This is a genomic window from Roseinatronobacter bogoriensis DSM 18756, assembly GCF_004366635.1.
In the GTDB taxonomy this organism is placed as follows: Bacteria; Pseudomonadota; Alphaproteobacteria; order Rhodobacterales; family Rhodobacteraceae; genus Roseinatronobacter; species Roseinatronobacter bogoriensis.
Genome location: NZ_SORN01000005.1, coordinates 137,195 through 161,278, shown reverse-complemented (window position 1 = coordinate 161,278; position 24,084 = coordinate 137,195). Strand labels below are relative to the sequence as shown.

Annotated in this window: 21 protein-coding genes and 1 tRNA gene; 9 read left to right on the top strand and 13 right to left on the bottom strand. The window is 57.7% G+C overall.

Annotation, left to right across the window (positions count from 1 at the left end; genetic code table 11):
• Window positions 1-22 precede the first annotated feature (22 nt).
• The 4 genes from EV660_RS12455 to EV660_RS12440 all read right to left on the bottom strand — a co-directional run bounded on the left by EV660_RS12455 (window position 23) and on the right by EV660_RS12440 (window position 3,973).
• Window positions 23-841, bottom strand: coding sequence for a transglutaminase family protein (locus EV660_RS12455; RefSeq protein ID WP_071480313.1), 819 nt, complete (start codon window positions 839-841; stop codon window positions 23-25).
• Window positions 838-1,791: an alpha-E domain-containing protein gene (locus tag EV660_RS12450; protein WP_071480312.1), complete on the bottom strand. Its 954-nt coding sequence runs from the start codon at window positions 1,789-1,791 to the stop codon at window positions 838-840. The genes EV660_RS12455 and EV660_RS12450 overlap by 4 nt, the downstream gene beginning before the upstream one ends.
• A gap of 1 nt (window position 1,792) precedes the next feature.
• Entirely contained in the window at window positions 1,793-3,211 is a 1,419-nt protein-coding gene (locus tag EV660_RS12445) for a circularly permuted type 2 ATP-grasp protein (RefSeq protein WP_071482005.1), read from the bottom strand.
• 165 nt (window positions 3,212-3,376) lie between these two features.
• Window positions 3,377-3,973 (bottom strand): LysE family translocator, encoded by a 597-nt coding sequence (locus tag EV660_RS12440; RefSeq protein ID WP_071480311.1) that lies wholly within the window; start codon window positions 3,971-3,973, stop codon window positions 3,377-3,379.
• A 91-nt stretch (window positions 3,974-4,064) separates the two neighbouring features.
• Here EV660_RS12440 and EV660_RS12435 point away from each other — a divergent pair, with 91 nt between their 5' ends.
• From EV660_RS12435 to aroA, 3 genes are all read left to right on the top strand, one after another.
• Window positions 4,065-4,517 carry an Lrp/AsnC family transcriptional regulator gene (locus EV660_RS12435; RefSeq protein ID WP_071480310.1) on the top strand — a complete coding sequence of 151 codons (453 nt, stop codon included), beginning with the start codon at window positions 4,065-4,067 and terminating at the stop codon, window positions 4,515-4,517.
• Between the two features lie 80 nt (window positions 4,518-4,597).
• Window positions 4,598-5,239 carry a ParA family partition ATPase gene (gene parA / locus EV660_RS12430; protein WP_071482004.1) on the top strand — a complete coding sequence of 214 codons (642 nt, stop codon included), beginning with the start codon at window positions 4,598-4,600 and terminating at the stop codon, window positions 5,237-5,239.
• Window positions 5,240-5,332: 93 nt separating this feature from the next.
• On the top strand, window positions 5,333-6,682 hold the full coding sequence (gene aroA / locus EV660_RS12425; protein WP_071482003.1) for a 3-phosphoshikimate 1-carboxyvinyltransferase: 1,350 nt from the start codon (window positions 5,333-5,335) through the stop codon (window positions 6,680-6,682).
• Here the strand turns inward: aroA and trmD are convergent.
• The 5 genes from trmD to ffh form a co-directional block, all read right to left on the bottom strand.
• Window positions 6,679-7,488 carry a tRNA (guanosine(37)-N1)-methyltransferase TrmD gene (trmD, locus tag EV660_RS12420; protein ID WP_071480309.1) on the bottom strand — a complete coding sequence of 270 codons (810 nt, stop codon included), beginning with the start codon at window positions 7,486-7,488 and terminating at the stop codon, window positions 6,679-6,681. The genes aroA and trmD overlap by 4 nt on opposite strands.
• Window positions 7,485-7,994 (bottom strand): ribosome maturation factor RimM, encoded by a 510-nt coding sequence (rimM, locus tag EV660_RS12415; protein ID WP_071480308.1) that lies wholly within the window; start codon window positions 7,992-7,994, stop codon window positions 7,485-7,487. The genes trmD and rimM overlap by 4 nt, the downstream gene beginning before the upstream one ends.
• Window positions 7,995-8,081: 87 nt before the next feature.
• Entirely contained in the window at window positions 8,082-8,435 is a 354-nt protein-coding gene (rpsP, locus tag EV660_RS12410) for a 30S ribosomal protein S16 (protein WP_071480307.1), read from the bottom strand.
• Between the two features lie 59 nt (window positions 8,436-8,494).
• Window positions 8,495-8,791, bottom strand: a complete 297-nt coding sequence (locus tag EV660_RS12405; protein ID WP_134047591.1) for a chorismate mutase — start codon at window positions 8,789-8,791, stop codon at window positions 8,495-8,497.
• Between the two features lie 57 nt (window positions 8,792-8,848).
• Window positions 8,849-10,336 (bottom strand): signal recognition particle protein, encoded by a 1,488-nt coding sequence (gene ffh / locus EV660_RS12400; RefSeq protein ID WP_071480305.1) that lies wholly within the window; start codon window positions 10,334-10,336, stop codon window positions 8,849-8,851.
• 251 nt (window positions 10,337-10,587) lie between these two features.
• Here ffh and EV660_RS12395 point away from each other — a divergent pair, with 251 nt between their 5' ends.
• The 5 genes from EV660_RS12395 to EV660_RS12375 all read left to right on the top strand — a co-directional run bounded on the left by EV660_RS12395 (window position 10,588) and on the right by EV660_RS12375 (window position 18,273).
• A complete protein-coding gene (locus EV660_RS12395) occupies window positions 10,588-11,727 on the top strand; it encodes a PQQ-dependent sugar dehydrogenase (RefSeq protein WP_071480304.1) in 1,140 nt (379 codons plus the stop codon).
• A gap of 127 nt (window positions 11,728-11,854) precedes the next feature.
• Window positions 11,855-12,694 carry a bifunctional allantoicase/(S)-ureidoglycine aminohydrolase gene (locus EV660_RS12390; protein WP_071480303.1) on the top strand — a complete coding sequence of 280 codons (840 nt, stop codon included), beginning with the start codon at window positions 11,855-11,857 and terminating at the stop codon, window positions 12,692-12,694.
• Between the two features lie 61 nt (window positions 12,695-12,755).
• Window positions 12,756-12,845, top strand: a tRNA-Ser gene (locus EV660_RS12385).
• A gap of 492 nt (window positions 12,846-13,337) precedes the next feature.
• Complete coding sequence (gene hemN / locus EV660_RS12380; protein ID WP_071480302.1) at window positions 13,338-14,687, top strand: oxygen-independent coproporphyrinogen III oxidase; 1,350 nt, start codon at window positions 13,338-13,340, stop codon at window positions 14,685-14,687.
• Window positions 14,688-15,411: 724 nt separating this feature from the next.
• Window positions 15,412-18,273, top strand: a complete 2,862-nt coding sequence (locus EV660_RS12375) for a calcium-binding protein (protein ID WP_134013943.1) — start codon at window positions 15,412-15,414, stop codon at window positions 18,271-18,273.
• A 30-nt stretch (window positions 18,274-18,303) separates the two neighbouring features.
• On the opposite strand, the gene EV660_RS12370 is transcribed toward EV660_RS12375, so the two are convergent.
• The 3 genes from EV660_RS12370 to EV660_RS12360 form a co-directional block, all read right to left on the bottom strand.
• Window positions 18,304-19,689: an ATP-binding protein gene (locus tag EV660_RS12370; RefSeq protein WP_084634810.1), complete on the bottom strand. Its 1,386-nt coding sequence runs from the start codon at window positions 19,687-19,689 to the stop codon at window positions 18,304-18,306.
• Window positions 19,690-19,698: 9 nt separating this feature from the next.
• Window positions 19,699-20,244, bottom strand: coding sequence for a heme NO-binding domain-containing protein (locus EV660_RS12365; RefSeq protein ID WP_071480300.1), 546 nt, complete (start codon window positions 20,242-20,244; stop codon window positions 19,699-19,701).
• A gap of 263 nt (window positions 20,245-20,507) precedes the next feature.
• Complete coding sequence (locus EV660_RS12360) at window positions 20,508-21,947, bottom strand: aminotransferase class V-fold PLP-dependent enzyme (protein ID WP_071480299.1); 1,440 nt, start codon at window positions 21,945-21,947, stop codon at window positions 20,508-20,510.
• A gap of 111 nt (window positions 21,948-22,058) precedes the next feature.
• Between EV660_RS12360 and EV660_RS12355 the strand changes: the two genes are divergently transcribed.
• Window positions 22,059-22,532, top strand: coding sequence for an Lrp/AsnC family transcriptional regulator (locus EV660_RS12355; protein WP_198510686.1), 474 nt, complete (start codon window positions 22,059-22,061; stop codon window positions 22,530-22,532).
• A gap of 122 nt (window positions 22,533-22,654) precedes the next feature.
• On the opposite strand, the gene EV660_RS12350 is transcribed toward EV660_RS12355, so the two are convergent.
• A complete protein-coding gene (locus EV660_RS12350) occupies window positions 22,655-23,806 on the bottom strand; it encodes a hypothetical protein (protein WP_071480297.1) in 1,152 nt (383 codons plus the stop codon).
• Between the last annotated feature and the right edge of the window lie 278 nt (window positions 23,807-24,084).

Genomic DNA, 24,084 nt, shown 5'->3' with positions numbered 1-24,084 from the left:
CGCAGCGCGGGTGCAAGCGTCGTCACTGTTGCTGTGCCTCGATCACCACGGTTACATCCAGCGTTTCCGCCGCTCCGCCCAGAACCAATCCGCGGATGGGTGCGGCATCTTCCGCATCAAGGCCCGACCCAAGGCGAATGTAATGCTCATTGGGACAGCACTTGTTGGAAGCATCGAACCCGATCCAGCCCAAACCAGCGACATAGATTTCCGCCCAGGCATGGCTTGCTTCATGGGGCGTGCCGTCTTCGGTCGCGTTCAGATAGCCAGAGACATAGCGCGCTGGCATATCGGCAAGATGGGCACAGGCAATCAGAACCTGCGCATGGTCCTGACACACCCCTGCCCCTTCACTCATCGCCTCGGCTGCGGTGGTATGGGCATGGGTTGCGCCCGGCCTGTAAGGCAGTGCCTCGGCCACAGCGGCAGCAAGCAGATGCGCGCGCTCCAGTTCCGGGGCGTCTTGTTTGCCGTGCAAAGTCTCATCTACCAGATCGCGGATCGCGCGGTTCGGTTCGGTGCGCAACGTGTCGCGCATATAGGCGCGCGGGGGCACCCGCTCTCGATGACCGCGCAGAATGCCCGATGTATCTGTCGTCTCGACAATACCACGGACAGTCACTTCAATGCTGGTGACGGGCATGCGCAGCGAAACGGTCTGAATATAATCCCCTGCCCCGTCGCGGAACATTTCGCCCATAACGGCGCCGGGAACATCAACCTGCCACTCGATGATCTTCTGCGCCTCACATTTCGCAGGGGTCAGCCGATGGCTTTGCAAAATGCCCCCGACAGGGGACGCGAAATCATAGCTGGTCTTGTGATAAACAGTCAGAATCATCGCGCTTCTCCGGTCAGATATTGGTCACTGATACACTGACCAAGGCCTGCATTCTCGGATATCATGCGGGTCAGGAATTCGTGCAAACCTTCATCGAACACATCTTCGATACGCGCCTCCGCCAACTCTCCCAGCAGTTTGCGGGCCGCTTCCTGTGCCGGGCTGGAACGCCCGTAAATGCGCCCAAGATGGTCCAGATGCTCATTCGCCTCGATGGAGCAGGACAGAAGCGAGCGGGGAAACTTCGGGTTCAGGATAAGGAAATGCGCAATTTGCGCGGCGCTGAGTTCACCTCCATAGGCCCAGTTATAGGCCCTATGTGCCGACAGCGCACGCAACAGCGTCGTCCATTGATAGTTGTCCAACCCGGAACCGACATAGGCCACGGACGGCAACAGGACGTAATATTTCACGTCCAGCAGCCGCGCGGTGTTATCTGCACGCTCGACTGCGTAGCCAAGATTCATGAAACGGTAGCCGTCATTGCGCAATTGTGTGGTTTCAATCGCCCCGCGGATCAGGGCTGCGGTGCGCAAGGTCCAGTCAGTCAGTTCCGGGACCTCCAACGAAGAACGCTCGCGCCGGGTAAGGGCCTTCAGTTCCTGATAACTGACGTTGATCGCGTCCCAGACCTGACTGGTCAGCGCCGTGCGCACGATCCGCGCATTCTCACGCGCAGCAGTGATGCAACTGGCAACCGAAGAGGGGTTCTCCAGATCGAAGAAAAGAAAGCTTTCGGCATTGCGCTGCACCAGATCACCATATTTGTCGGTGAATTGTTGCAGCGTACCCTTGCTTTGCAGGATCGCGCTCCATTCATTGCGAAAGCCCCCGCCAGCATTGGGCAGCAATGCATTGCGAAAGCCCAGGTCCAACAGGCGGGCGGTTGTTTCAGAACGTTCCAGATAGCGAGCCATCCAGAACAGGTTCGCGGCTGTACGGCTTAGCATGTCATTCCTCCGCGATAACCCATGTATCCTTGACCCCCCCGCCCTGAGACGAGTTGACCACCAGCGACCCTTCGGTCAATGCCACGCGGGTCAGCCCGCCCGGCACCAGTTCGACATCGCGCCCGACCAGACAGTAGGGCCGCAAATCAACATGGCGCGGTGCAATCCCTTCTTCGACAAATGTCGGGCAGGTGGACAAGGCCAATGTGGGTTGTGCGATATAGTTTGAAGGATTGGCGGCCAGCTTGGCCGCAAATGTCTCTATCGTGGCTTTGTCGGCCTTTGGCCCAACAAGCATGCCATACCCGCCAGAGCCGTGGACTTCCTTGACCACAAGATCAGCAATATTTTCCTGCACATATTTCAGGTCATCGGGCTTGGCACATTGCCATGTCGGCACATTTTCCAGAATCGGCGCCTCGCCCAGATAGAAGCGAATCATCTCTGGCACATAGGTGTAGATCGCCTTGTCATCGGCAACGCCTGCGCCAGGGGCAGAGCAGATCGTCACCCCGCCAGAGCGGTAGACATTCATCAGGCCCGGCACACCAAGGGTGGAATCGGGGCGGAAGCACAGCGGATCAAGATAGGCGTCATCAATCCTGCGATAGATGACATCCACTTTCTTCGGCCCTTCCGTCGTGCGCATCCAGCAAAAGTCGCCATCGACGAACAGATCCTGCCCTTCGACCAGTTCGATCCCCATCAGATCGGCCAGAAAACTATGCTCGTAATAGGCTGAATTGAAATGCCCCGGCGTCAGCAGCACCACACATGGGTCGCGGTCGCATTTTGCAGGCGCAACAGAGGCCAGCGTCCGCTTCAGAAGCCTTGCATAGCCATCGACAGGGGCCACGCGGTTTTCCTGAAACAGATGCGGGAACATCCGCATCATGACCTCTCTGTTCTCCAGCATATAGGATACGCCAGAGGGGGTGCGGCAGTTATCTTCAAGAACGTAGAACTGGTCAGCCCCTGTGCGCACCAGATCAATACCGACAATATGGCTGAACACTCCAAGCGGCGGTCGAAACCCCGCAACTGCGATTTCGTAGGCATCGTTGCGATAAACCAGATCTGCCGGAATACGGCCCGCGCGAATAATCTCGCCCCGGTCATAGACATCGGACAAGAACGCATTGAGCGCACGCGCACGCTGCTTTATCCCGCGTTCCAGCCTGCGCCATTCATTGGCAGCAAAGACCCTTGGAAACATGTCAAATGGAATCAGGCGATCAGGGTCGCCACCTTCGCCATAGACTGCAAAGGTGATACCATAGCGGCGAAAAAGCCCCTCTGCCTCGGCCTGCTTTACGGCCCGAAACTCGGCCGGCATGTTCTGATACCAACCTTCAAGCATCCGATAGGGCACACGTAGCCCGTTCTGATCATACATCTCATTGAAGAAAGGGTCTGTCATAAATTCAAATGCTCCCTGTGTCATTCTCATCAAAGGCAGAAGCCAGAGGAATGTAAAGAGATCAGGCAAAAAACGCTCAAATTTTAAGCATCGCCGCAGATATTCGCCGCATGATAAAGTGTTGCGCGGCGAGTCACGCAGTGAACCACGCGCAGAGCGGCTGAATTATCCTTGAAACAGCACCGGCACCAGCGATGCCAGCAGCAGCGCCGCCATTGTGTAATTGAACACGCGCAAGGCCATAGGTTTTTGCAGGAACCGCCGCAACCCCAGCCCCAGCACAGTCCAAATAATGGTCGTTGTCCACCCTACGCATAAAAACCCGAACGCCACCCATGCAACCGCCCCCCATTCCTGTCCCGGTGCATACAGCGTGACGGCCGCCAGCGACATGATCCAGGCCTTGGGGTTGACCCACTGAAACGCCGCAGCCTGTATGAAAGAAAACGGGCGCCCTGCCCGCTGCGCCCCAGCAGGTGGCGCAGCATTCGCGATCTTCCATGCCAGCCACAGCATGTAGACCGCAGAGACAACCTTGAGCGCGAATTGCACAGGCGGGTAGCTGATGAACACCCCCATCAGGCCGACCCCGACAAGAAACACCATGAATGCATGCCCGACCGCAACACCGGCCATATGCGGGATCGTCCGGCGAAACCCGAAATTCACACCTGATGCCAGCAACATGACATTGTTGGGCCCCGGCGTGACCGAAGTGACAAATGCAAATGTAATCAAAGCCAGAAACAGGTCTATTGTCATTGGGGCGCCCTTTATGCTGCCCTCGGTTCTACGGCAAATGCTCAACCGATACATTGCAAAAACTGTGCAAGATGGACTAATGCTGCAATTAATGAGTGATATTGACAAAAAATCAGAAGAAATATTGCGCATCCTCTCACGCGAGGGGCGCCTGACCAATATTGAGTTGGCCGATCGCGTCGGGCTGTCGCCCTCTGCCTGTCTGCGCCGTGTTCAGGACCTGGAGCGCCAGCGCGTGATCACCGGATACCGCGCTGTCATAGACCCTGCTTTGACAGGCATCGGCTTTATCGCTTATGTGACTGTGGGCCTGTCGAAACACACGAAAGCCGCACAGGCCGAATTCGAGCGGCTCATGCGTGCCGCCCCTCAGGTGCGTGAGTGCCACAACATCACCGGAACCGTGGAATATTTGCTGCGGGTCGAGGCGCGCGATCTTGCCGCCTATAAACAGTTTCACACAGACTATATGGGCGCATTCCCCTTTCTTGACAGGATCACGACAATGGTGGTCATGGGCTCACCCAAGGATGAACGCGCCTGAAGTTTGCACGTGCATCCTGTGAAAATTCGTCTATGCTGCGTTGCAGCGAAGACAGGCGATCACGACGAAGGGTGCGGATCATGGCCAAGGGCAAGGTAATCACTATCGCGCAGCAAAAAGGTGGGTCAGGCAAGACAACACTTGCGGTCAATCTTGGGGTCATGCTGGCGCGGGCGGGTTACAATGTCGCGTTTCTGGATACAGATCCCCAAGGCTCTCTCGGGCGCTGGTTCATGACCCGCAATGAGGCCGATCGCACCGAGAATATGGAATTCTCCACCGCATCAGCCTGGGGTGTGGGGTATGAAGTTGGCAAACTACGCGACATGGCGGATTTCGTTATCATCGACACACCGCCAAAGGCCGATTCCGACCTGCGTCCTGCCTTGCGCGTGGCCGATCTGGTGCTGGTTCCGGTGGCCTCCAGCCATGTTGACCTCTGGGCGACAGATGGCGTTCTGGACCTGACGCGACGCGAAGGGCGCGAAGTGCTTGTCGTGCTGAACCGCGCACGTGCGGGCACACGTCTGGGCACAGAGGTTATGGAAGCCGCACAGGCGCTAAGTGCTGCATTGGCAAAAACCCAGATCGCCAACCGCGTGGCCTATGCCGAAACACTGGGCCTCGGGCTTGGCGGGATCGAAGGCGCGCGCAGCCCCGCAATGCGCGCCGAACTTGAAGCGCTCGCAAGCGAAGTCAGCGCCTTGCTGCAAGACGATTGACCCCACACGCTTTTGTAACGCGCAACAGCCATGGACGCCCAAGACGGGTTGCGCTATCAACCGGCGCAACTTCATCTGACCGAGAGGCACCCCATGTCCGGCCACGGCCCTGCATTTTCCATGACTGCCCATAAATCCGGCCCTCTCTCTGGTGTTGCCGAGGTGCCTGGCGACAAATCCATCTCGCATCGCGCGCTGATCCTCGGGGCCTTGTCCATCGGCAGGACGTCGATTACCGGGCTTCTGGAAGGGCAAGATGTTCTGGATACGGCCAAGGCCATGCAGGCCTTCGGCGCCGAAGTCACGCAGCACGGCCCCGGCGAATGGTCTGTGCATGGTGTGGGTGTTGGCGGCTTCGCAGAGCCCGAGCAAGTGATTGATTGCGGCAATTCCGGCACTGGTGTGCGCCTGATCATGGGCGCCATGGCAACTACGGATATAACTGCAACATTCACTGGCGATGCCAGCCTGAACAAGCGCCCGATGGGCCGTGTTACTGATCCGCTGGCCCTGTTCGGGGCGCAGTCCTATGCACGGCGCGGCGGCCGCCTGCCACTGACGCTTATCGGCGCGGCGCAACCAGTGCCTGTGCGCTACCGCGTGCCCATGCCCTCGGCTCAGGTCAAATCCGCGGTCTTGCTGGCCGGGTTGAATGCACCGGGCCAGACTGTTGTTGTTGAACAGGAACCCACCCGCGACCATACAGAACGGATGCTGCGGGGCTTCGGGGCGTCCATCACAGTCGAGGACACCGAAGATGGCCGCGTGATCACCCTGACCGGCCAGCCGGAACTGGAAGGCCAGAATGTTGCTGTCCCGCGCGACCCATCCTCTGCCGCTTTCCCGGTTTGCGCGGCGCTAATGGTACAGAATTCCAACATTCTAGTACCCGGAGTCAGCCAGAACCCGACCAGAAATGGCATTTTCCTGACATTGCAGGATATGGGCGCTGATCTTGTGATGGAAAACCCGCGTGAAGAAGGCGGCGAACCTGTGGCCGATCTGCGGGTGCGCTTTTCTGCGCTGAAAGGGATCGAAGTGCCCCCCGAACGCGCCGCCAGCATGATCGATGAATATCCCGTGCTTGCCGCGCTTGCCGCGACAGCCGAGGGTGTGACCGTCATGCGTGGCATCAAGGAATTGCGGGTCAAGGAATCCGACCGGATCGACGCGATGGCGCGCGGGTTGGAGGCCTGCGGTGTCCGCGTGGCGGAAACTGAGGACAGCCTGACAGTTTATGGCATGGGTCCCGATGGTGTGCCGGGGGATGCCACGGTGCAAACCCATCTCGACCACCGCATCGCCATGAGCTTCCTGTGCCTTGGCCTCGTGGCACGCGCCCCGATCACAGTCGATGATGCAGGCCCAATCGCCACATCCTTCCCGGTATTCGAGTCGCTGATGCAGGGGCTAGGCGCAGAAATCACGCGCGAGACGGCTTAGTCCTGCCCCTTGTCCGCGCGCCATTTGTCCCAAAGATCAGGACGGCGCGCGCGGGTCAGCGCTTCAGCCTGTTCCTGACGCCAGCGCGCAATCGCACCATGATTGCCGGACATCAGGACCGATGGGATATCGCGCCCGGCCCATTCCGCCGGACGCGTGTATTGCGGGTGCTCCAGCAACCCGTCCGAGAAACTCTCTTCCTCGATCGACTCGGCGTTGCCCAGCACATCGGGCAGCAGACGCACGGTCGCATCAATCATGGCCTGTGCGGCAATCTCGCCCCCGGTCAGGACAAAATCCCCAAGCGAGATTTCCTCAATCCCGTAATGGTCGATCACCCGCTGGTCCACACCCTCGAAACGCCCGCAAATCATGGTGATCCCACGCGCGCCTGCCCAGTGACGGGCCGTGTCTTGTGTAAACGGACGGCCCCGCGGGCTCAGGCAGACCAAAGGCCATGCGCCACGATCCTCAGGCACGCCGCGCATGGCAACCTCAACAGCACGCCCCAGAACATCCGCGCGCAACACCATCCCTGCCCCGCCACCGGCAGGCGTATCATCGACATTGCGGTGCTTGCCCAGCCCGAAAGGGCGCAGGTCAATCGCCTCCAACCCCCAGCGCCCCCCGTTCAGCGCGCGGCCTGTAAGCGACAGGCCCAGAATACCGGGAAAAGCTTCAGGAAACAGGGTGATGACGCGCGCCTGCCACGCCTTGGCCGGCGTGCCGCGTCGGTCCAGGTCGCGCGGTGTCAGTGACGGGGTTATCGCCAATCGTCCCGCGGCGCGGCGCGGCGGCGCGCTCACTCGATCAACCCTTCGGGCGGATCCGCGACGATACGCCGTGACGCCAGATCAACAGTCGGCACGATCGCCTGCGTGAATGGCAACAAGACGGCCCCCTTGCGGCCCGGCAGAACCAGTTCCAGCAGGTCAGATGCGCCGTGATTCAACACAGCCTTGACGCGCCCCAAACACACACCACCGGTATCGAACACGTCCAACCCGATCAGATCTGCGTGGTAGTATTCGTCATCCGGCAAGGCAGGCAAATTCTCTCGTTCCGCAAACAACCGAACCCCGCGCAACGCATCCGCTTGTTCACGGGTTATTACCCCACCGATACGCGCGGCAAACCCCTGCGCCACTGGCGCGCCCAAGGTAACAGAAAACTGGCGTGCGCCGTCCTCGGACCATAAAGGCCCGTACTCTGCAATCGCCCCGGGATCGGCACAAAAGCTTTTCAGCCGCACTTCGCCACGCACCCCATAGGCGCCTGCAATAGCTCCGACACAGATGCGCGATTTGCTCATGCTGACATTTTCTTGCGACAAATACTCTCGGGGGGTGAATTGCCCGGAACGGGCAAGAGGGGGGCAGACAGCCCCCCTTTCGCCGCTTTATTCCGCCGAGGCGGCTTCGGCTTTTGCGGCCTTCTCGGCGACACGCGCCTTGGCTTTCTTGCCAGGCTCAGCCTTCTTCATATTCGCACGAGTCGCGGCGGCACGTACGCCTGCGGCTTCCAGAAAGCGCGAAATCCGGTCTGTCGGCTGCGCGCCCTGATCCAGCCAGTGCTGCACACGCTCCATGTTCAGCTTTACGCGGTCTTCGCTGTCTTTTGCCAGAAGCGGGTTATAGGTGCCCAGCTTTTCCAGAAAGCGGCCATCGCGCGGCATGCGCGAATCCGCAACAACGATCGAATAATGCGGGCGCTTCTTGGCTCCACCACGGGCCAGACGGATCTTAACTGCCATATCATATTCTCCTTTGGATGGCGTCTTGCGCAACGTCGTGATTGCGCGTTTTCTTGCTGTCAGCGTTGCAACTTCTCATGGTGACGGATCACTTCCGAGATGATGAAATTCAGGAATTTCTTGGCAAATTCCGGGTCGAGATCGGCCTCTTTGGCCAACCATTCCAGCCGCTCTATCTGGCGCTCTTCGCGCGTAGGGTCGGACGGGGGAAGATCATGCTGCGCCTTCAATCGGCCCACAGCTTGCGTGTGTTTGAACCGCTCGCCCAGCGTATAGACAAGGATCGCATCCAGCCGGTCGATGCTGTCACGATGATCGGCCAGCAGCTCTGCGGCGCGTTGCGTCAGATCACTCATGCGCGACACCTTTGCTTGGCTGGTCAACCAGTTCTGACTGTTTTTCGGATGTGCTCATCATTTCTTTTTGAACATCCCTGACAGGCCACCGGGCAGACCGCCACCGCCGCCCATTCCTGGCATACCGCCCAGTTGGCGCGCGGCCTGCTGCATCAGTTTGGGGTCCATCTGGCTGGGGTCTGGCATGGCATCGGCGCCTTTGCCCTTGCCCATCATCCCTGCCATGGCCTGTTTCAGCATGCCCTTCTTGCCCATGGTTTTCATCATGTCGGCCATCTGGCGATGTTGCTTCAGCAATTTGTTCAGGTCGGACACTTCCAGCCCAGCCCCTGCCGCGATTCGTTTCTTGCGGCTGGCTTGCAGGATTGCGGGGTTGGCGCGTTCTTTCTTGGTCATCGAATTGATCAGCGCGATCTGACGGCGCAGCATGGAGTCGTCGAACCCAGCCGCTTCAGCCTGTTTCGACATTTTGCCCATGCCCGGCATCATGCCCATCACGCCTTGCATCCCGCCCATCTTGAGCATCTGCTCAAGCTGCATCTTCAGGTCATTGAGGTTGAACATCCCCTTCTGGAAGCGCTTCATCATGCGTTCGGCCTGCTCGACCTCCAGCACTTCCTGCGCTTTTTCCACAAGGGCCACGATGTCGCCCATGCCCAGAATGCGGCCTGCAACGCGCTTGGGGTCGAAAACCTCCAGCGCATCGGTCTTTTCACCCAGACCCACGAAGCGGATCGGCTTGCCGGTGACAGCACGCATCGACAGGGCCGCGCCGCCGCGCCCATCGCCATCCATCCGTGTAAGAACCACGCCAGTCACACCGACCTTGCCGTCAAATTCCGCCGCAACATTGACCGCGTCTTGCCCGGTCAGGCCATCGACAACCAACAATGTCTCGCGCGGGCTGACCGCATCGCGCACGGCCTGCACTTCGGCCATCAGCGCTTCATCAATATGCAACCGGCCGGCCGTATCCAGAAGATAGACGTCATATCCGCCCAAAGTCGCCTGCTGCTTGGCGCGCTTGGCAATCTGAACAGCATTCTGCCCGGCAACAATCGGCAGGGTGTCGACACCAATCTGCCCGCCCAGAATGGCCAATTGCTCCATCGCGGCGGGGCGGTTGGTGTCAAGCGAGGCCATCAGCACGCGCTTGCCCTCGCGTTCGGTCAGGCGGCGCGCGAGTTTTGCTGTGGTTGTTGTCTTGCCCGAACCCTGAAGCCCGACCATCAGCAAGGATGCGGGCGGGTTGTCGATCTTCAGCGCGCCGGGGTCCCCCTCGCCTTCAAGCGTGGCGATCAATTCATCATGTACGATCTTGACGACCTGCTGACCCGGCGTGATCGATTTCGTCACGCTGGCACCGGTCGCTTTCTTCTGTACCCGCTTGATGAATTCGCGCGTCACATCCAGCGAAACGTCAGCTTCCAGAAGCGCCACGCGCACTTCGCGCAGTGCGGCACGCACATCATCTTCCGAGAGCGCACCCTGCTTCGTCAGCCGGTCAAAGACTCCGGACAGGCGCTCAGAGAGGTTCTCGAACATATGCGTCACTCCTTGCCCTGCGAACAGAGCGTCAAACCAGTATTGCACCCACGGGCGCAACGCGCTGGCGGGTGGCGATCCTTGCCGCAGCAAAGGACCGGAAGCGCAAACCTCCGGTGATTGCGGCTCGCTTATGCCTGAACACGTCAGGAGTCAAGCTTGCAGATGGAACGGCTTCCAAATTCGTGAGTTGAGTTCTCAGTCTACAATCACATGTTTGAGTGTACACAAGACGGATTTGGAGGTTTCTCATGCGCTTATCAACAACAGCCCTGATCTCATTGGCGGCGGCGGGCCTTGCCATGCCTGCACAGGCTGAAAACGGGTATTCGATTGAGACGTTGGTAGAAGGGCTTGACCGGCCTTGGGGCATGGCCTTCCTGCCCGATCATAACGATATGATCCTGACGCTCCGGGGCGGCGACGTGGTGTTGTGGAACATGGATGACGGGGTCGTTCCAATCACAGGGGCACCAGATGTTGTTTCAGAAGGTCAGGGCGGCCTGCTGGATGTCGCAGTCGGTCCGAACTTTGACAGCGACGGTTGGGTGTATATGAGTTGGGTCGCTCCGGTCGAGGACGGCACCAGCACCCATATCGGCCGCGCGCAGCTTGACCGCGATGCACTGGCGCTTACCGATCTGGAGGTGCTTCACATCGTGCAGCCCGGCATCGATAGCGGCGCGCATTTCGGCTCGCGGATTGTGTTTCAGGACGGATACCTCTTTGCGGGCTTCGGTGATCGTGGCAGCAAGGACTTTTCGGACTCCCACATCTCGCAGGACCTGAGCAGCGAGAATGGCGCTGTGATCCGCCTGACACTCGATGGCGATATTCCAGAAGACAATCCCTTCGTCGGTGAAGATGGCGCTGCGGACGCGATCTGGTCTTACGGTCACCGCAATATTCAGGCCATGACGATTCACCCCGAGACAGATGCAGTCTGGCTGGCCGAACATGGCGAAGCCGGTGGTGACGAGGTCAATATCGTCGAGCGTGGCGCAAATTTCGGCTGGCCGCTGGCCTCGGAAGGGGTGACTTATAGCGGCGGCGAACAATTTGCCGAACCGCACCAGCCTGATGACGGCTTTGTCGCGCCAATACATGCCTGGCCCGCTGGCCGCGACAATCACAATCCGCCTTCAGGCATGGTGTTTTATGAGGGCGATGCCTTTGAAGACTGGCAGGGGCATCTGCTGATTGGCAACCTGTATCACCGTTATCTGGGGCTTTGGGCCGAAGAAGATGATGGCCTGAGCGAAGTTGCCAGATTGCTGGATGGCGAGGACTTGCGGATCCGTGATGTGGCGATCGGGCCAGAAGATGGCTTCATCTATGTTCTGGCAGATGGCGAGGATGCGCCTCTGCTGCGCCTGACGCCCGACAGCTAAGGGTCCGATTCGGTGGTGTCCGAACAGGACTACACCGAATTTCCGAAAGGTGTCTCTTGGGTTTGGACACTGGTCGTGCACGACTGCTTTTGCTAGCGTCGGCACGACCCTTTCCAGAGAGGCCCTTATGCCCACTGCCCCGACCAATCCCGCCCGGACCTATTACGTGCCAAAAGGCGGCCTGCCCCCGCAATCCCAACTGATAACGGGGCGGGCCATGTTCACCGAAGCCTTCGCCATTATCCCGCGCGGTGTGCTGTCCGACATTGTGACCAGCGCCCTGCCCTTCTGGCAAGGAACACGGTTTTGGGTGCTCGCACGACCCATGAGCGGATTTTCCGAAACCTTTTCCCAATATATCGTCGAAATAGAGCTAGGCGGTGGCAGTGACCGGCCTGAAACGGACGCCAATGCCGAAGGTGCGATTTTTATTGTAGAAGGGCAGGTGTCGATCCGCCTTGAAGGCACCGAGCACAAGATGGAAGAAGGCGGCTTTTGCTACCTTCCGGCTGGTTCCGATTGGAGCATTCGGGCAACGGGCGACACAGGGTGCGCCTTTCACTGGATCAGGAAGCGCTATCAAAGCGTCTCGGGTCTGGATACGCCGGATGCCTTCTTTGCAAACGAACACGACATTGCACCGACGCCCATGCCACAAACCGACGGGGCCTGGGCAACAACACGCTTCATGGACCCGACCGATTTGCGCCATGACATGCATGTCACAATCGTCACCCTGCAACCGGGGGCGGTTATTCCATTTGACGAAACCCATGTGATGGAGCACGGACTATATGTGTTGCAAGGCAAAGGTGTTTACCACCTGAACCAGCAATGGGTCGAGGTCGAGGCAGGTGATTTCATGTGGCTGCGCGCCTTTTGCCCGCAGGCCTGCTATGCGGGCGGCCCGGAACCCTTCCGGTATCTGCTGTACAAGGACGTAAATCGCCACGCACAGTTGCCTTGATCTGAAAGCTGCGACTCTGCCCTTGCAAGAGACCGCAACTCCACGCTAAGAGGCACGCAACGGAGAGGTGGCCGAGTGGTCGAAGGCGCACGCCTGGAAAGCGTGTAGGCGGGAAACCGTCTCGCGGGTTCGAATCCCGCTCTCTCCGCCACTTTCAAATGCCAAACCCGTCCAAGGGCCCCACTGGGGCCTTTTTTCCTTTTGTTTCAAAGGGCATTGATGAGGCTGTCCGCCCTTCAGTGACCCAGCACTTGACGCAGAATAGATCTCTGAAGGGCCAACGTCTCTCTTAGAGCGCCCTTCGACAACTATGGGAAGGCGCAAAGCATCCATGGATTTCCATTGGGTTGACGGATCCAAGAGGTCGCCCCGTTCGCGAGATAGCTCGGCGACGGCGACCTACATGAAGACGTCAGGCGGTCGGATGACAGCTCCTAACGGCCCTACAAAGCTGAGAATCGCAGCGCATTGTAAAGATATCGCAAGACTGCAACTCTGAATGCCATCTCGTCACGGGGCAAAGGCTTGATGCATGTCAATGAAGTCCTGCAGATGGTTCTTTAAGCTGCATTCAACATTGGTCTCTTCACTTCAGCCGCGACGATGCCCGTCGCCAAAACCTCCAAGCCCGAAAGACTAGCTTATGGACCCTGTCATCGACCGCTATGCCCGCCGCGCATCCCCTCGCTACACCAGCTATCCGACAGCTCCGCATTTTGGTAAGGAAGTCGATGAAAGCTGCTATCGGGGCTGGCTGGCCGAACTGGACCCTGCTGCACCGGTCTCGCTCTATCTGCATGTGCCCTTTTGTCGGCAGATGTGCTGGTATTGCGGCTGCAACATGAAGCTGGCGTCGCGTTATGATCCGGTTGCGGATTATGCACGCACTCTGCGCAAGGAAATCGCGCTGACCGCAGATGCCTTGCCCGGTCGCATGACAGTTTCGCACCTGCATTGGGGCGGGGGCACGCCCACAGCGCTTTCGCCCGATGATCTGGCCATTCTGATGGACGATGTCCGCGCGCGCTGGGATTTCGCACCAGATGCCGAGATTGCCATCGAGAGCGACCCGCGTACGCTGACACCCGAGATGGCCGCGCGCATCGGCGCGCTTGGCTTTACCCGCGCAAGTTTCGGGGTTCAGGAATTCGACTTGAAGGTCCAAAAGGCCATAAACCGGGTGCAGCCGCCCGCCATGGTGCGCGATGCGGTCGAACAATTGCGCGCGGGTGGTGTATCGGGGATCAATTTCGACCTGATCTATGGTCTGCCCTATCAGACAGTCGAGAGCCTGGTCGAGACTGTGAAGCTCAGCGCCGCAATGCGCCCTGACCGCGTCGCGCTGTTCGGCTATGCGCATGTGCCGTGGATGGCAAAGAACCAGCGCATGATTGAAGACTCTGTTTTGCCGGGTGCAGAAGAACGCGCGGCTCAGGCCAGTGCTGCGGCCGAGGCGCTGGCTGCCGAAGGCTATGTTGCCATCGGGCTGGACCATTTTGCGCTGCCGGATGACGATCTGGCCATTGCTGCGCGTGACGGGTGGTTGCGCAGGAACTTTCAGGGCTATACAACCGATCAGGCCGAAACGCTGATCGGGCTTGGCGCGACCTCGATCGGGCGCACGCCTGCCGGCTATCTGCAAAACATCGCTGAAACGGGCGCATGGGCTCGCGCGGTCGAGACAGGCCACTTGCCTGTTGCCAAGGGGCGGGCCTTTATCGGTGAGGACCGGTTGCGCGCTGAGGTGATCGAGCGGTTAATGTGCGACGGGCATGTCGATGCCGCTCGCATCGGCGCGAAACATGGTGCGCCCGCAGACTGGTGGCGCGACGCGGAAGCGTGTCTTTCCGAGATGCAGGCAGACGGCCTCGTTTCGGTGAGCGAGGGGAAGGTGACGATGACCGACCGGGGGCGTCCGCTGGTGCGCCTTGCAGCGGCTGCGTTTGACGCATATCTGGCCAACAGCACGGCCCGCCATTCCGTAGCGGTCTGAGCGCGTCACTGTATTCAGCGTGCTGCGCCAGTTCTGGCGCGCCTGCCCGCGCGGCACGCACCTGCTCTGCAAAAACACCACCCTGACTATTTTCCCGGCCAAGGCATTTTGCACCGTCTTGGAGTGAGCGTTATCGCCTTACGCAGCGACCCAAAACACCCAAGGATATGACGACAACCGCCGGATAAAGAAGCAGCAGGACAAGACCTGCCTTGCTCAGCCAAAGGTTTGGGTCTTTTCTCACTGCTCAAGTCTTTGGGCGGATATCGTCGATACGGATCTGCCCTTACAGCGGCTGCTCAACCAGTCCCTGCGCAGCTTGCGCCAAGCGGCATTGAGCAAGCACGCCCCGACATCACGAAAATTCTTTACAACGTTACACCCATCAAATCAGTCAGCATGCCAGCCAGAGGGCTGTGAAGCAGGCTCAGCATATCGGTTATTGAAGGGTATACCGGCCTCAGCGGCAATTCCACAGCATATGGCTCCGACGTATCAGTGAATCCACTGCATCCATTTGCTGAGAAAAATCATTAAATAACTATTATTCTTATGAAAAATATGTTATCATATTGTTTTTTATTGATTGGAAAAGGGATTGGAAATGCAGCGGATTACATTGACCGCAGCGCCGTTTTCAAGCGGTCCCATCGGGGATGGTATGTTTCACGCCAATGCCCTTTTCACGAGCAATTTTCTGGATCCAGGGGGTCCGTTTGATCGGATGCTTCAGGATATTGGGTGGAGCGGGCTGCGGTTTCCGGGCGGGACAGTCACCGAAACGACATTTGCACCAGATTCAGACATTGTTGATCGTTTTTTTGATGTCAACACGCCCAGCGGCTTGTCGGATGACGGAAGCCCACGAATTGTGACAGCACCTGCCGCGTTCAGATATGCTGCAGAGAACGACATCTCCATCACCTTCACCTTACCGACAGAAAATTATCTGTCAGATGAAATTGGCGATGACGGATTTCGCATGCCGACTGCTTTCGGCTTGTACCGTTTGCTTGATCGCGTCGATGACATGATACGTGGCGCGTATGGCGAAATAGATATCGATACATTCCAGATTGGTAATGAATTCTGGTACCGTGACCGCATGTCGGCAGATGAATATGGTCTGCTTGTGGACAAATTATCGGTTGGGATGCAGGCGCTGTTCGATGTCTATGAAGAAGAGCGCGGCGGCCCGGATGAATGGTCCCAACCGAACATAAACATTCAGGCAACTACAAGGCGCATCCCTGACGGCAATGAGCGCATCATAGAGAAAATGTCGCTGGCCTCGCGCGAAGCGATCGATTCAATTTCAACGCATTACTACCCGCCGACTTATGCCTTGGCGACGCAACGAGATGCGACATTCGACCGACTGGATGACTGGAAAAGCTATGAAGGCATGTCGCCTGATCTGAAGTACAGCATCACCGAATGGAACATTCAGAATAGCGGTGGCGACCTGGGTCTTGCGCAGGCGTCGGGCCTGCTTGAAGCCATGCGCGTTATGCTGGAGCGTGACATCGACAATGCGGCCGTCTGGGGCACACAATATCCCAGCCTTGGAACAAGGCTGGCGGGTTTGCGCCCGAATGAGGATGAACCCGGTGGCTTTGAATACTGGCTCTCACCGGCAGGCGAAACCTACCGCATGATGTCCCAAAGCATCCGCGGCATGCAATTGCTTGATCTGGATACGCCTGAATCCCTGCGCAACGCCGTTGGCACACCAGATGCAGAAAGAGCACCAGAAGACGCTGAACAGCTTGTCATGCACGCGTATATGGGGGACGACAAGGCTGTTGTTTTCGTATCTTCGCGCAGCCTTGCAGATATTGACTTCACGCTCGACCCATCTGCGTTGATCCCTGAATACCACCATGTCTGGGCAGAACAGTTGGGGGTCATTGATGACCCCAGAACATCAGCGCGCGATGAAGGCGATCCGCTGTCGCGCTATGCGCGACCCTACAAGCAAATCCTGAACCAAAGCGATATGGCAGGGTCCGAGGGGCTTCAAGTCTCGCTCGGCCCCTACGAGATCGTGAAATTCGAATTCACTTTTGGTGATGTCGGCGTAAAGATTGCCGGTCATGACCAGATGGTCGATCCGGCTGCGAATTACGATGATGTCATTTTTGGCAGCGATTTCAATGACGTTTTAGTTTCTGATTTCGGGTCAAACAGCCTTTTTGGGCTCGATGGTGACGATACGCTGATTGGAGGTGCCGGCAATGACCTGCTTGATGGCGGTGCCGGGGATGATCTGCTGATCAGTCGTGGTGGTGAGAATACACTGATCGGTGGCGAGGGTGCAGATACCTTGGTGTCTGGTCATGGTGTCGATTATCTCGAAGGGGGAAGTGGCCTCGACGGGGACAGTGGTCCCAACCAGTTTGTGATCGACGTGAAAGGGCTGGCAACAATCGCCGATTTCGACATCGAGAGAGGGGATGGTCTAAGCTTTCGCGGGGTCTATGCCTCCGCAGAGGATGTGCGGGACAGAGCATCGGTAGACGGCGATGATATTGTCATCGACCATGACGAGGGTGGGGAAACATGGCTTCTGGGGCTGGGCAGCCAGATAGACAGCCTTGAAGACGTGTTGATCGATTTTTCAGACAACTCTCCTGTGGAAGATCTGGTTCGGGAATTGAACACACCGCCCCCGAGCGGAGAAATCCCACCCGATAGTGGCGATGAGCTACCCGAAACAGCATTTCCCCGCGAGACGCTGATAGAGCTGCTCACTGTCGAAGACCCGAGTGAAATCGCGCCACTGGTCTCTGGGCTCAGCCGCGAAGCAGAGGACTCGCTTCTTGATCAGATCAATGCAAACGCCCTCGCCTTGTCCGCCACACAGGGCGTGTGGCGGGAATTTTGCAGAAATCTCAGCACCGAGGGATTTGAACGCTTAATCAAAGACGTGGATCAGGATATCCTTGATTTGCGTTTTCAGCGTTTGACCGCAGAAGAATACGCCAATGGTCCGGACATCCTGAACGACCTGATTTCGCTACCGGTCTGTCGCACTTTCGCCTTCACAAGCGAGAATGTGCGGCTTGATTACTTTCTTGCCCTGTCAAAATCGGAACGCACACAATTTGAAGAACAGTGGGCGGCGGCATTTCCCGACGAACCCGCCCAAAGTACTGCCGAAATTCTCAACATTGATGACGAAAGCGTTGAGGCCCGCAGGCTTGAATTGATGGAGCGTGATGACGATCCTGAATTCGCGCGTTTTTTCAAGCCGGGTGAATTCTCAAAAGCCGAATTTCTAGGGGATGATGACGACTCGGAAGACGACGAGGATGAGGAAAGCGGGGGTAGCGGTGGTTCAGGCGGTTCTTGTTTTGTGGCGACCTGTGCCTATGGCGACGCGGATCACCCCGATGTCGCTTTCTTGCGGCTCTATCGCGACCTCGAACTTAGCGAGGGTCTTTTGGGCCGGGTGTTCATTCGGGTCTATTATAAACTTGGCCCCTCGCTTGCAGACCTGATCCGCCCCTACCCCGCTTTGCGCATATTCGCGCGTATGATCTTGGCGCGGGCTGTCGCGAAAATGCGTTCCCGGCGGAGTTAGGCGCCGGTCTTCGGTATCTCGCGCATTCAGCTAGAGATTGTTCGTGTTTTGGTGACGCTTGAGAGACGCCAGAATAGCCTTCACCAGTTGCTCCTTGCGAAAGGGTTTGGGCACGCAACCATCCATGCCGATTTCCTCATACTCGACCTCATGATGGCGCATGATATTGGCCGATATTGCAATAATTGGTGTGCGCGGCAACTTTGCCTTACGTTCCTCGTCTCTTATTGCGATCGTTGCGTCCAGCCCGCTCATGACCGGCATCTGAATGTCCATCAACACCAGATCGGGGCGCTTTTGTTGCCATGCGGAAAACAATGCGCCGCCATCCGAAACAATCTCGAGTGAACAGTCCAGGCCCTTCAGAAGACCACGCAGAACAAGCTGGTTGGTCTTGTTATCTTCAGCCGCCAGAATCCGATGCGGTCGCGCTTGCAGAAGTTGCTTCAGTTCCTCCTCCGGGCCTTGTTCAGAGGTGGCGCAAGGCGTCTGCGCCCGGCCGACCCTGAACCGTGCAGTGAATGTCGCACCATGGCCCTTGCTGCTTTCGACGCTCAGCTCACCATCCATGAGTTGACAAAAACGCCGTGAAATCGACAAGCCCAGCCCTGTGCCGCCGAATTCCCGAGACATGGCCGCATTGCTCTGCGCGTAGGGTTTGAAAAGTCGCCTCTGCTCTTCTGGGGAAATGCCCTTTCCGGTGTCCCTGACAATCAGGCGCAATTCATGGCCCGCCCCGACCGGGCAGACCTCGACAAGAACATGGACCGCGCCCTCTCTTGTGAATTTAATCGCATTCGAAACGAGGTTTCCAAGGATCTGGCGCAGCCGGTTCGGATCGCCCATAATCCACCCTTCGGAACCGGGGCCGAAATCAATCCGGAAGTCGAGCCCTTTTTCCTTCGCGGCAAAACCGAACATCGCTTGGACAGAGCGCACCACGTCTTTCAGATCAAAGGCGATTTCTTCAATGTCATACTTGCCCGCCTCTATCTTTGACAGATCGAGAATATCATTAAGGACATTTTGCAACAGATGCCCTGATTGCAAAACAACACCCAACATATCCCTCTGCACCTTGGTGAGGGGCGTGTCGTTCAGGGCCTCTGCCATTCCAAGCACACCATTGAGAGGTGTCCGGATCTCATGGCTCATATTTGCCAGAAAAGCCGATTTCTCCGCGCTTGCGGCTTCTGCCTGGGCCCGCGCCGCCTCAAGGTCGGCGGTGCGCTGACGTATCGTTTCTTCCAGTGACTCAGCCTGTTTGCGCAGCGCATTATTGGCCTCATACAGCTCGCGGCTTTTGGCCTCCAGCAATTGTTCCGCCTCGATCCTTGCGCGCCTTTCGCGATCATAACGTCGCCGCGAAACCTGTGCGTCACCAAAATGTGCGGAAATACGATCAATCTCGCTCATGTCGTGACCTTATGCGCGCAGATTGATCGTGAAGGCACAGGCATGTTCTTTGGTGTCTGACAAATGCTCGCGGCGGATGTCGGCGCGGTGTCCGAAATGATCAATGCACCCCTCGACCAGCCCATGGCAAAAGTCATAGAGGGGACGTGGAGACCGGTAAGTCATCCGCAGCGCATCCGCACCCAGCCTTTCAGTTTCAAAACGCGGAAGTTCGGCCTCAGGATAAAGCTTGCGAACTTCAACGTGAACTTCATCCTCTATCGCGGCAAGCATGGCCAATGCATCTGGTTTGTCGGTAAAAAACGCGGGATAGCTCGATACAAAATGCTCATGCATCCATTTGCCGAACATCCGCTGCAACTCTGCCGAGGGGGTCCCGGTATGTCTGGAGAAGGCCTCGACAAGGGCTATCATCTCAGAGCATGGGTAGTTGCCCACGGTACTATAGGCCCCATCGGTTGAAAGGTCGCATTGGTCCAAGATGTCGTCAACGGCGCTTTCGCCAATGACAGTTTCTGCCATCCGGATCAGTTCCACGAATACGATGCCTTTCATATGCCCCCATCCGAGGTGAAGCGTCAAAATCGCCTGATTATCCGGAATTCAAGCGACGCGAAGACCCTCTGACGCTAAAGATTCAACCACGATACTTTAAACATTTTCTGAATGGCGATCCATAGCTGAATCTGGGTGACACGAGATCCTGCGCAGCACGCTTCTGGCCGCAACACTTTGAAGGTGACACGAACCAGCCCTCGTTCGGAATGTCCGGGATTTGGGGCGGGTCGGTGACTGCCTTATCGGACTGTCGCATAGTCTCAGGCGGCGCGTCCGGCACCCTCTCGGGGCGCGAAAACCGCGCGCGCAGGGTCAGATATGTAGTAAGCGCTCAGTTCACCCGCTGCATCGGCAAGGGCGGCAACACTGTTGAGAATAAAGTCCACCTTGCTGTCATCCATAAGAACGCTGAGGTTAAGCCGGGTAAATCCCGGCTTTGCCAGCTCATCGCCCGACAAAATAGCCTGTCGCAATTCCCCCGATGCCGCCGGATCAATCCCAAGCAACCTGTGCACATAAGGACCCGCACAGGCACACCCGCCCCGCGCCTGAATACCATAGAAATCACTCAGCATCCGCGTGATCAATTGTTGATGCACATAACCGCCCCGACCGTCCCGCACCCTGAACGAGGCGACAGGCAGGCTGGCCAGACCTGGCCTGCCCAACAGGTCGATCCGCGGATGATTGCGCCATGATGCCTCAAACTGTGCACAAAGACGCGTATGACGGGTATCCATAACCCTCTGCCCGATCATCCCTTTGACCAGAAATACCAGGGCCGCCCGAATATCGCCGGGCACATTCGGGGTTCCTGCTTCTTCGCGGGCGACCAAACTGGGGCTGTAATCCTGTGAGATGGGTGAGACGAAACGAACAGTTCCGCCACCGGGCTGACTGGGCTTTGCCATCCGAACAGCATCATGGCGCAGGATCATCACACCCGATGCCCCCGGCCCACCCGGAAATTTATGTGGCGAAAGGACGATGGCATCTATGGGCGCGTCCGCGCACGGGGTCACTGCGATGGGAAGATAGGGGGCACCGCCTGCGTAATCCCAAACCATCTTTGCACCTGCCGCCTTGACCTGACGGGTTAGCCCCGCAACATCGGCCACGATTCCGGTGATGTTGGATGCCGCCGAAAACGCGCAGATTACCGGGCGCGCGCAGTCAAGCAGCCGCGCCAGTTGCGCCCGGTCCGGCCCCCCTTCCGGTGCTTCATCCAGTTCAATCACCGCGGCCCCGCTTTCACGCCAAGGCAGAATATTGGAATGATGCTCATAAGGGCCAAGCAAGACCCGCACCCCTGGCCCTGCACCAAGCAATCTGACCAGACGGTTGATACCCGCTGTCGCGCCTGCGCCGCAAAACACCACCGCATGGTCCGGCCCCGCGCCGCAAGCCTGTGCAATCACATCACGCGCTGCGCGCCGAAGTCGGGTCATGAACCCACCGCAGAACGAGGCTTCGGTATGGCTATTCGCGTAAAAGGGCAAAACCTGTTCAAGCATAAAGCGTTCGACCTGCATCAACGCGCGTCCTGAGGCGGTGTAATCGGCATAGAGCACACTGCGTGGGCCGAATGGGCCGTCGAACATGGCACCGTCGCCGATCAATCCGGCGCGTAGGCTCGCCAGCGGGTCGTGTGTCGCCAGCATTTCACGAAAAGCGGCGAAAAGGTCCTGAGTGTCGGTCATTTGTGCAATCCGTAGGTAATCTCACAACAAACAGAGTTTACCCTCTTGCTTCGCGGCAAATTCCCCCAAACTTCTGGACAAATGGCCCCAAAATCGTGTCATATGACCCATATGAAAGAAAGTTTCGATGAAATTGATATCCGAATCCTGAACACGCTTCAGAACGAGGCGGGCTTGTCGCAGCGTGAACTGGCCGAGCGGGTCGGTTTGTCGCAAAATGCCTGCTGGCGAAGATTGCAGCGCTTGCAATCAAGCGGCATTGTGAAAGGAACTCGAACGCTGGTTGACCTTAGCGCTTTGGGGCTGGACCTGACTGTCTTTGTGATGATCCGCACAAGGCATCATTCGCGCGATTGGTCGCAAAGCTTCGCCCGGCATGTCGCAGCTTTACCAGAGGTGATTGATTGCCACCGTATTGGCGGTGACTGGGATTACATGCTCAAAGTCGTTACCCGCGGGATGGCCGGATATGACATTTTCTATCAGCGCCTGATCAACGGGTTTGAATTCGATACAGTGACGGGGCTTTTCTCAATGGAAGGTATATTGGAAAACCGCCCGGTTGACCTTAATCGGCTTGCCTGACCACATGCGGTGTTCAAAGACATGGGACGCGCGGGGGTCGATGCGCTGGCCGAAAGACACAGATGCCTATCTGCGCTCTGTAGCCAGATATTCTCTATCGAAACAAGGGTGGCAGCGCCGCGTCACGACGAATTCTTGTCCGCAATCGGGACTTGCAACGCATTGATATAGGCTCCCAAAGCGTGCTGCGATCGTGCACCTGTCTTTTCATACGCGCTTTTCAAATGTTGGCGCACAGTCCCAAGGGCGATAGCATTGTCCCTTGCCACAGCTTCAAGCGAGCGCCCTTTCGAAATGGCCAGTGCCATGCGGGCTTCGGCTGCTGTCAGCCCACTCAGGGCCGTCAACACCTCGATTTCGGGAAGGCGGGCCTCATTCTTGGTCGTTATTGCGACTGCGGCCATTCCATTCCCAAGCATATGGCGCTTGTCCGACCGGCCAAGCGGCAAAACATAGGCGACACCTGTATCGCCGTCTTGCCCGCCAAGCGGAATGCCATTGCCCCACAAGCCGATTGCCGTATCCGTGCCGGTGCAGGCACGAAGAATGGACTCGCTCAGCGCACGCGCGCCGACCCGCGCGACGGCATTCAACCTGCGTTTATATCCGGTCACCAGTGTCGCGCGCGACAGCAAGGCCTCGCCCGCCGCATTCGCATAGGAAATCTGGCCCGATTGTCCGACCAGAAAAACCGAAACGGTCAATCCATCCAGAATCCGCGCCTGAAACATGGCTTGGCTGCGGGATTCGTCCAGCAAGTCCGAGATCAGAAGCGCCCGCCTGATATGAGGTGAAAGCTTCGCGATCAGCGCCACATCCTGATGTGAAATCACATCGCGCGCCTGCCCGGACGCACCTGACAGCATGGCCAGCATGTTGTCGCGCGCAACGATATTGGTCAGGCAATTGTCGCGCAGCCCTTGGGGTTTTACCCAAGCGCTGTAGAATTCGGTGGCCTGAAATTCCTGTTCTGACATGAATTGCAATTGGGTTGCAGGTTCATCAATCCCGGCACTGCGCATACGGTCAAAATGCGGGACGCTTGGCAAAAGCGGCTCCAGCCGCGCCAGCCACAGACTGTCCCACTGCGTGCCGACGACAAAGCCCTCTGGCGGCACATCGGGATAGCCGGGCGGGAACCTGAAGAAATGCAGCAACAGGTAAGACAGATCAAGCTGGTCGCGGATCAGACTCAGCGCATCTTCCCAACCGGATGGATCAACAGCGCAATCATATATCGCTGCAAGCGCCTTTTCAAAAAACGCCTCACTCAAAGGCCCGATTCCCTGACATCAGAGTTTCAAAAGCACGATCTTAAACCAAAAAACTGAACTGCCTACCCCATATGGGGCATGTCAGCGCGCCGCAGCGCGCCTAATGTGCTGCCAGACCATCCGGATGCCTTAAAGCAAAGATCAGAACAGACCATGCCACGCCGCGGCGCTGCTGCTGGCATGAGTCTGGGTGAACAAAGGTCTGCCCCATGATGCCGCACGATTCGTCGCGATTTCGCACCCTGCGCAAACTTGTTTCGAAGTTTTCTTTTTCTGAA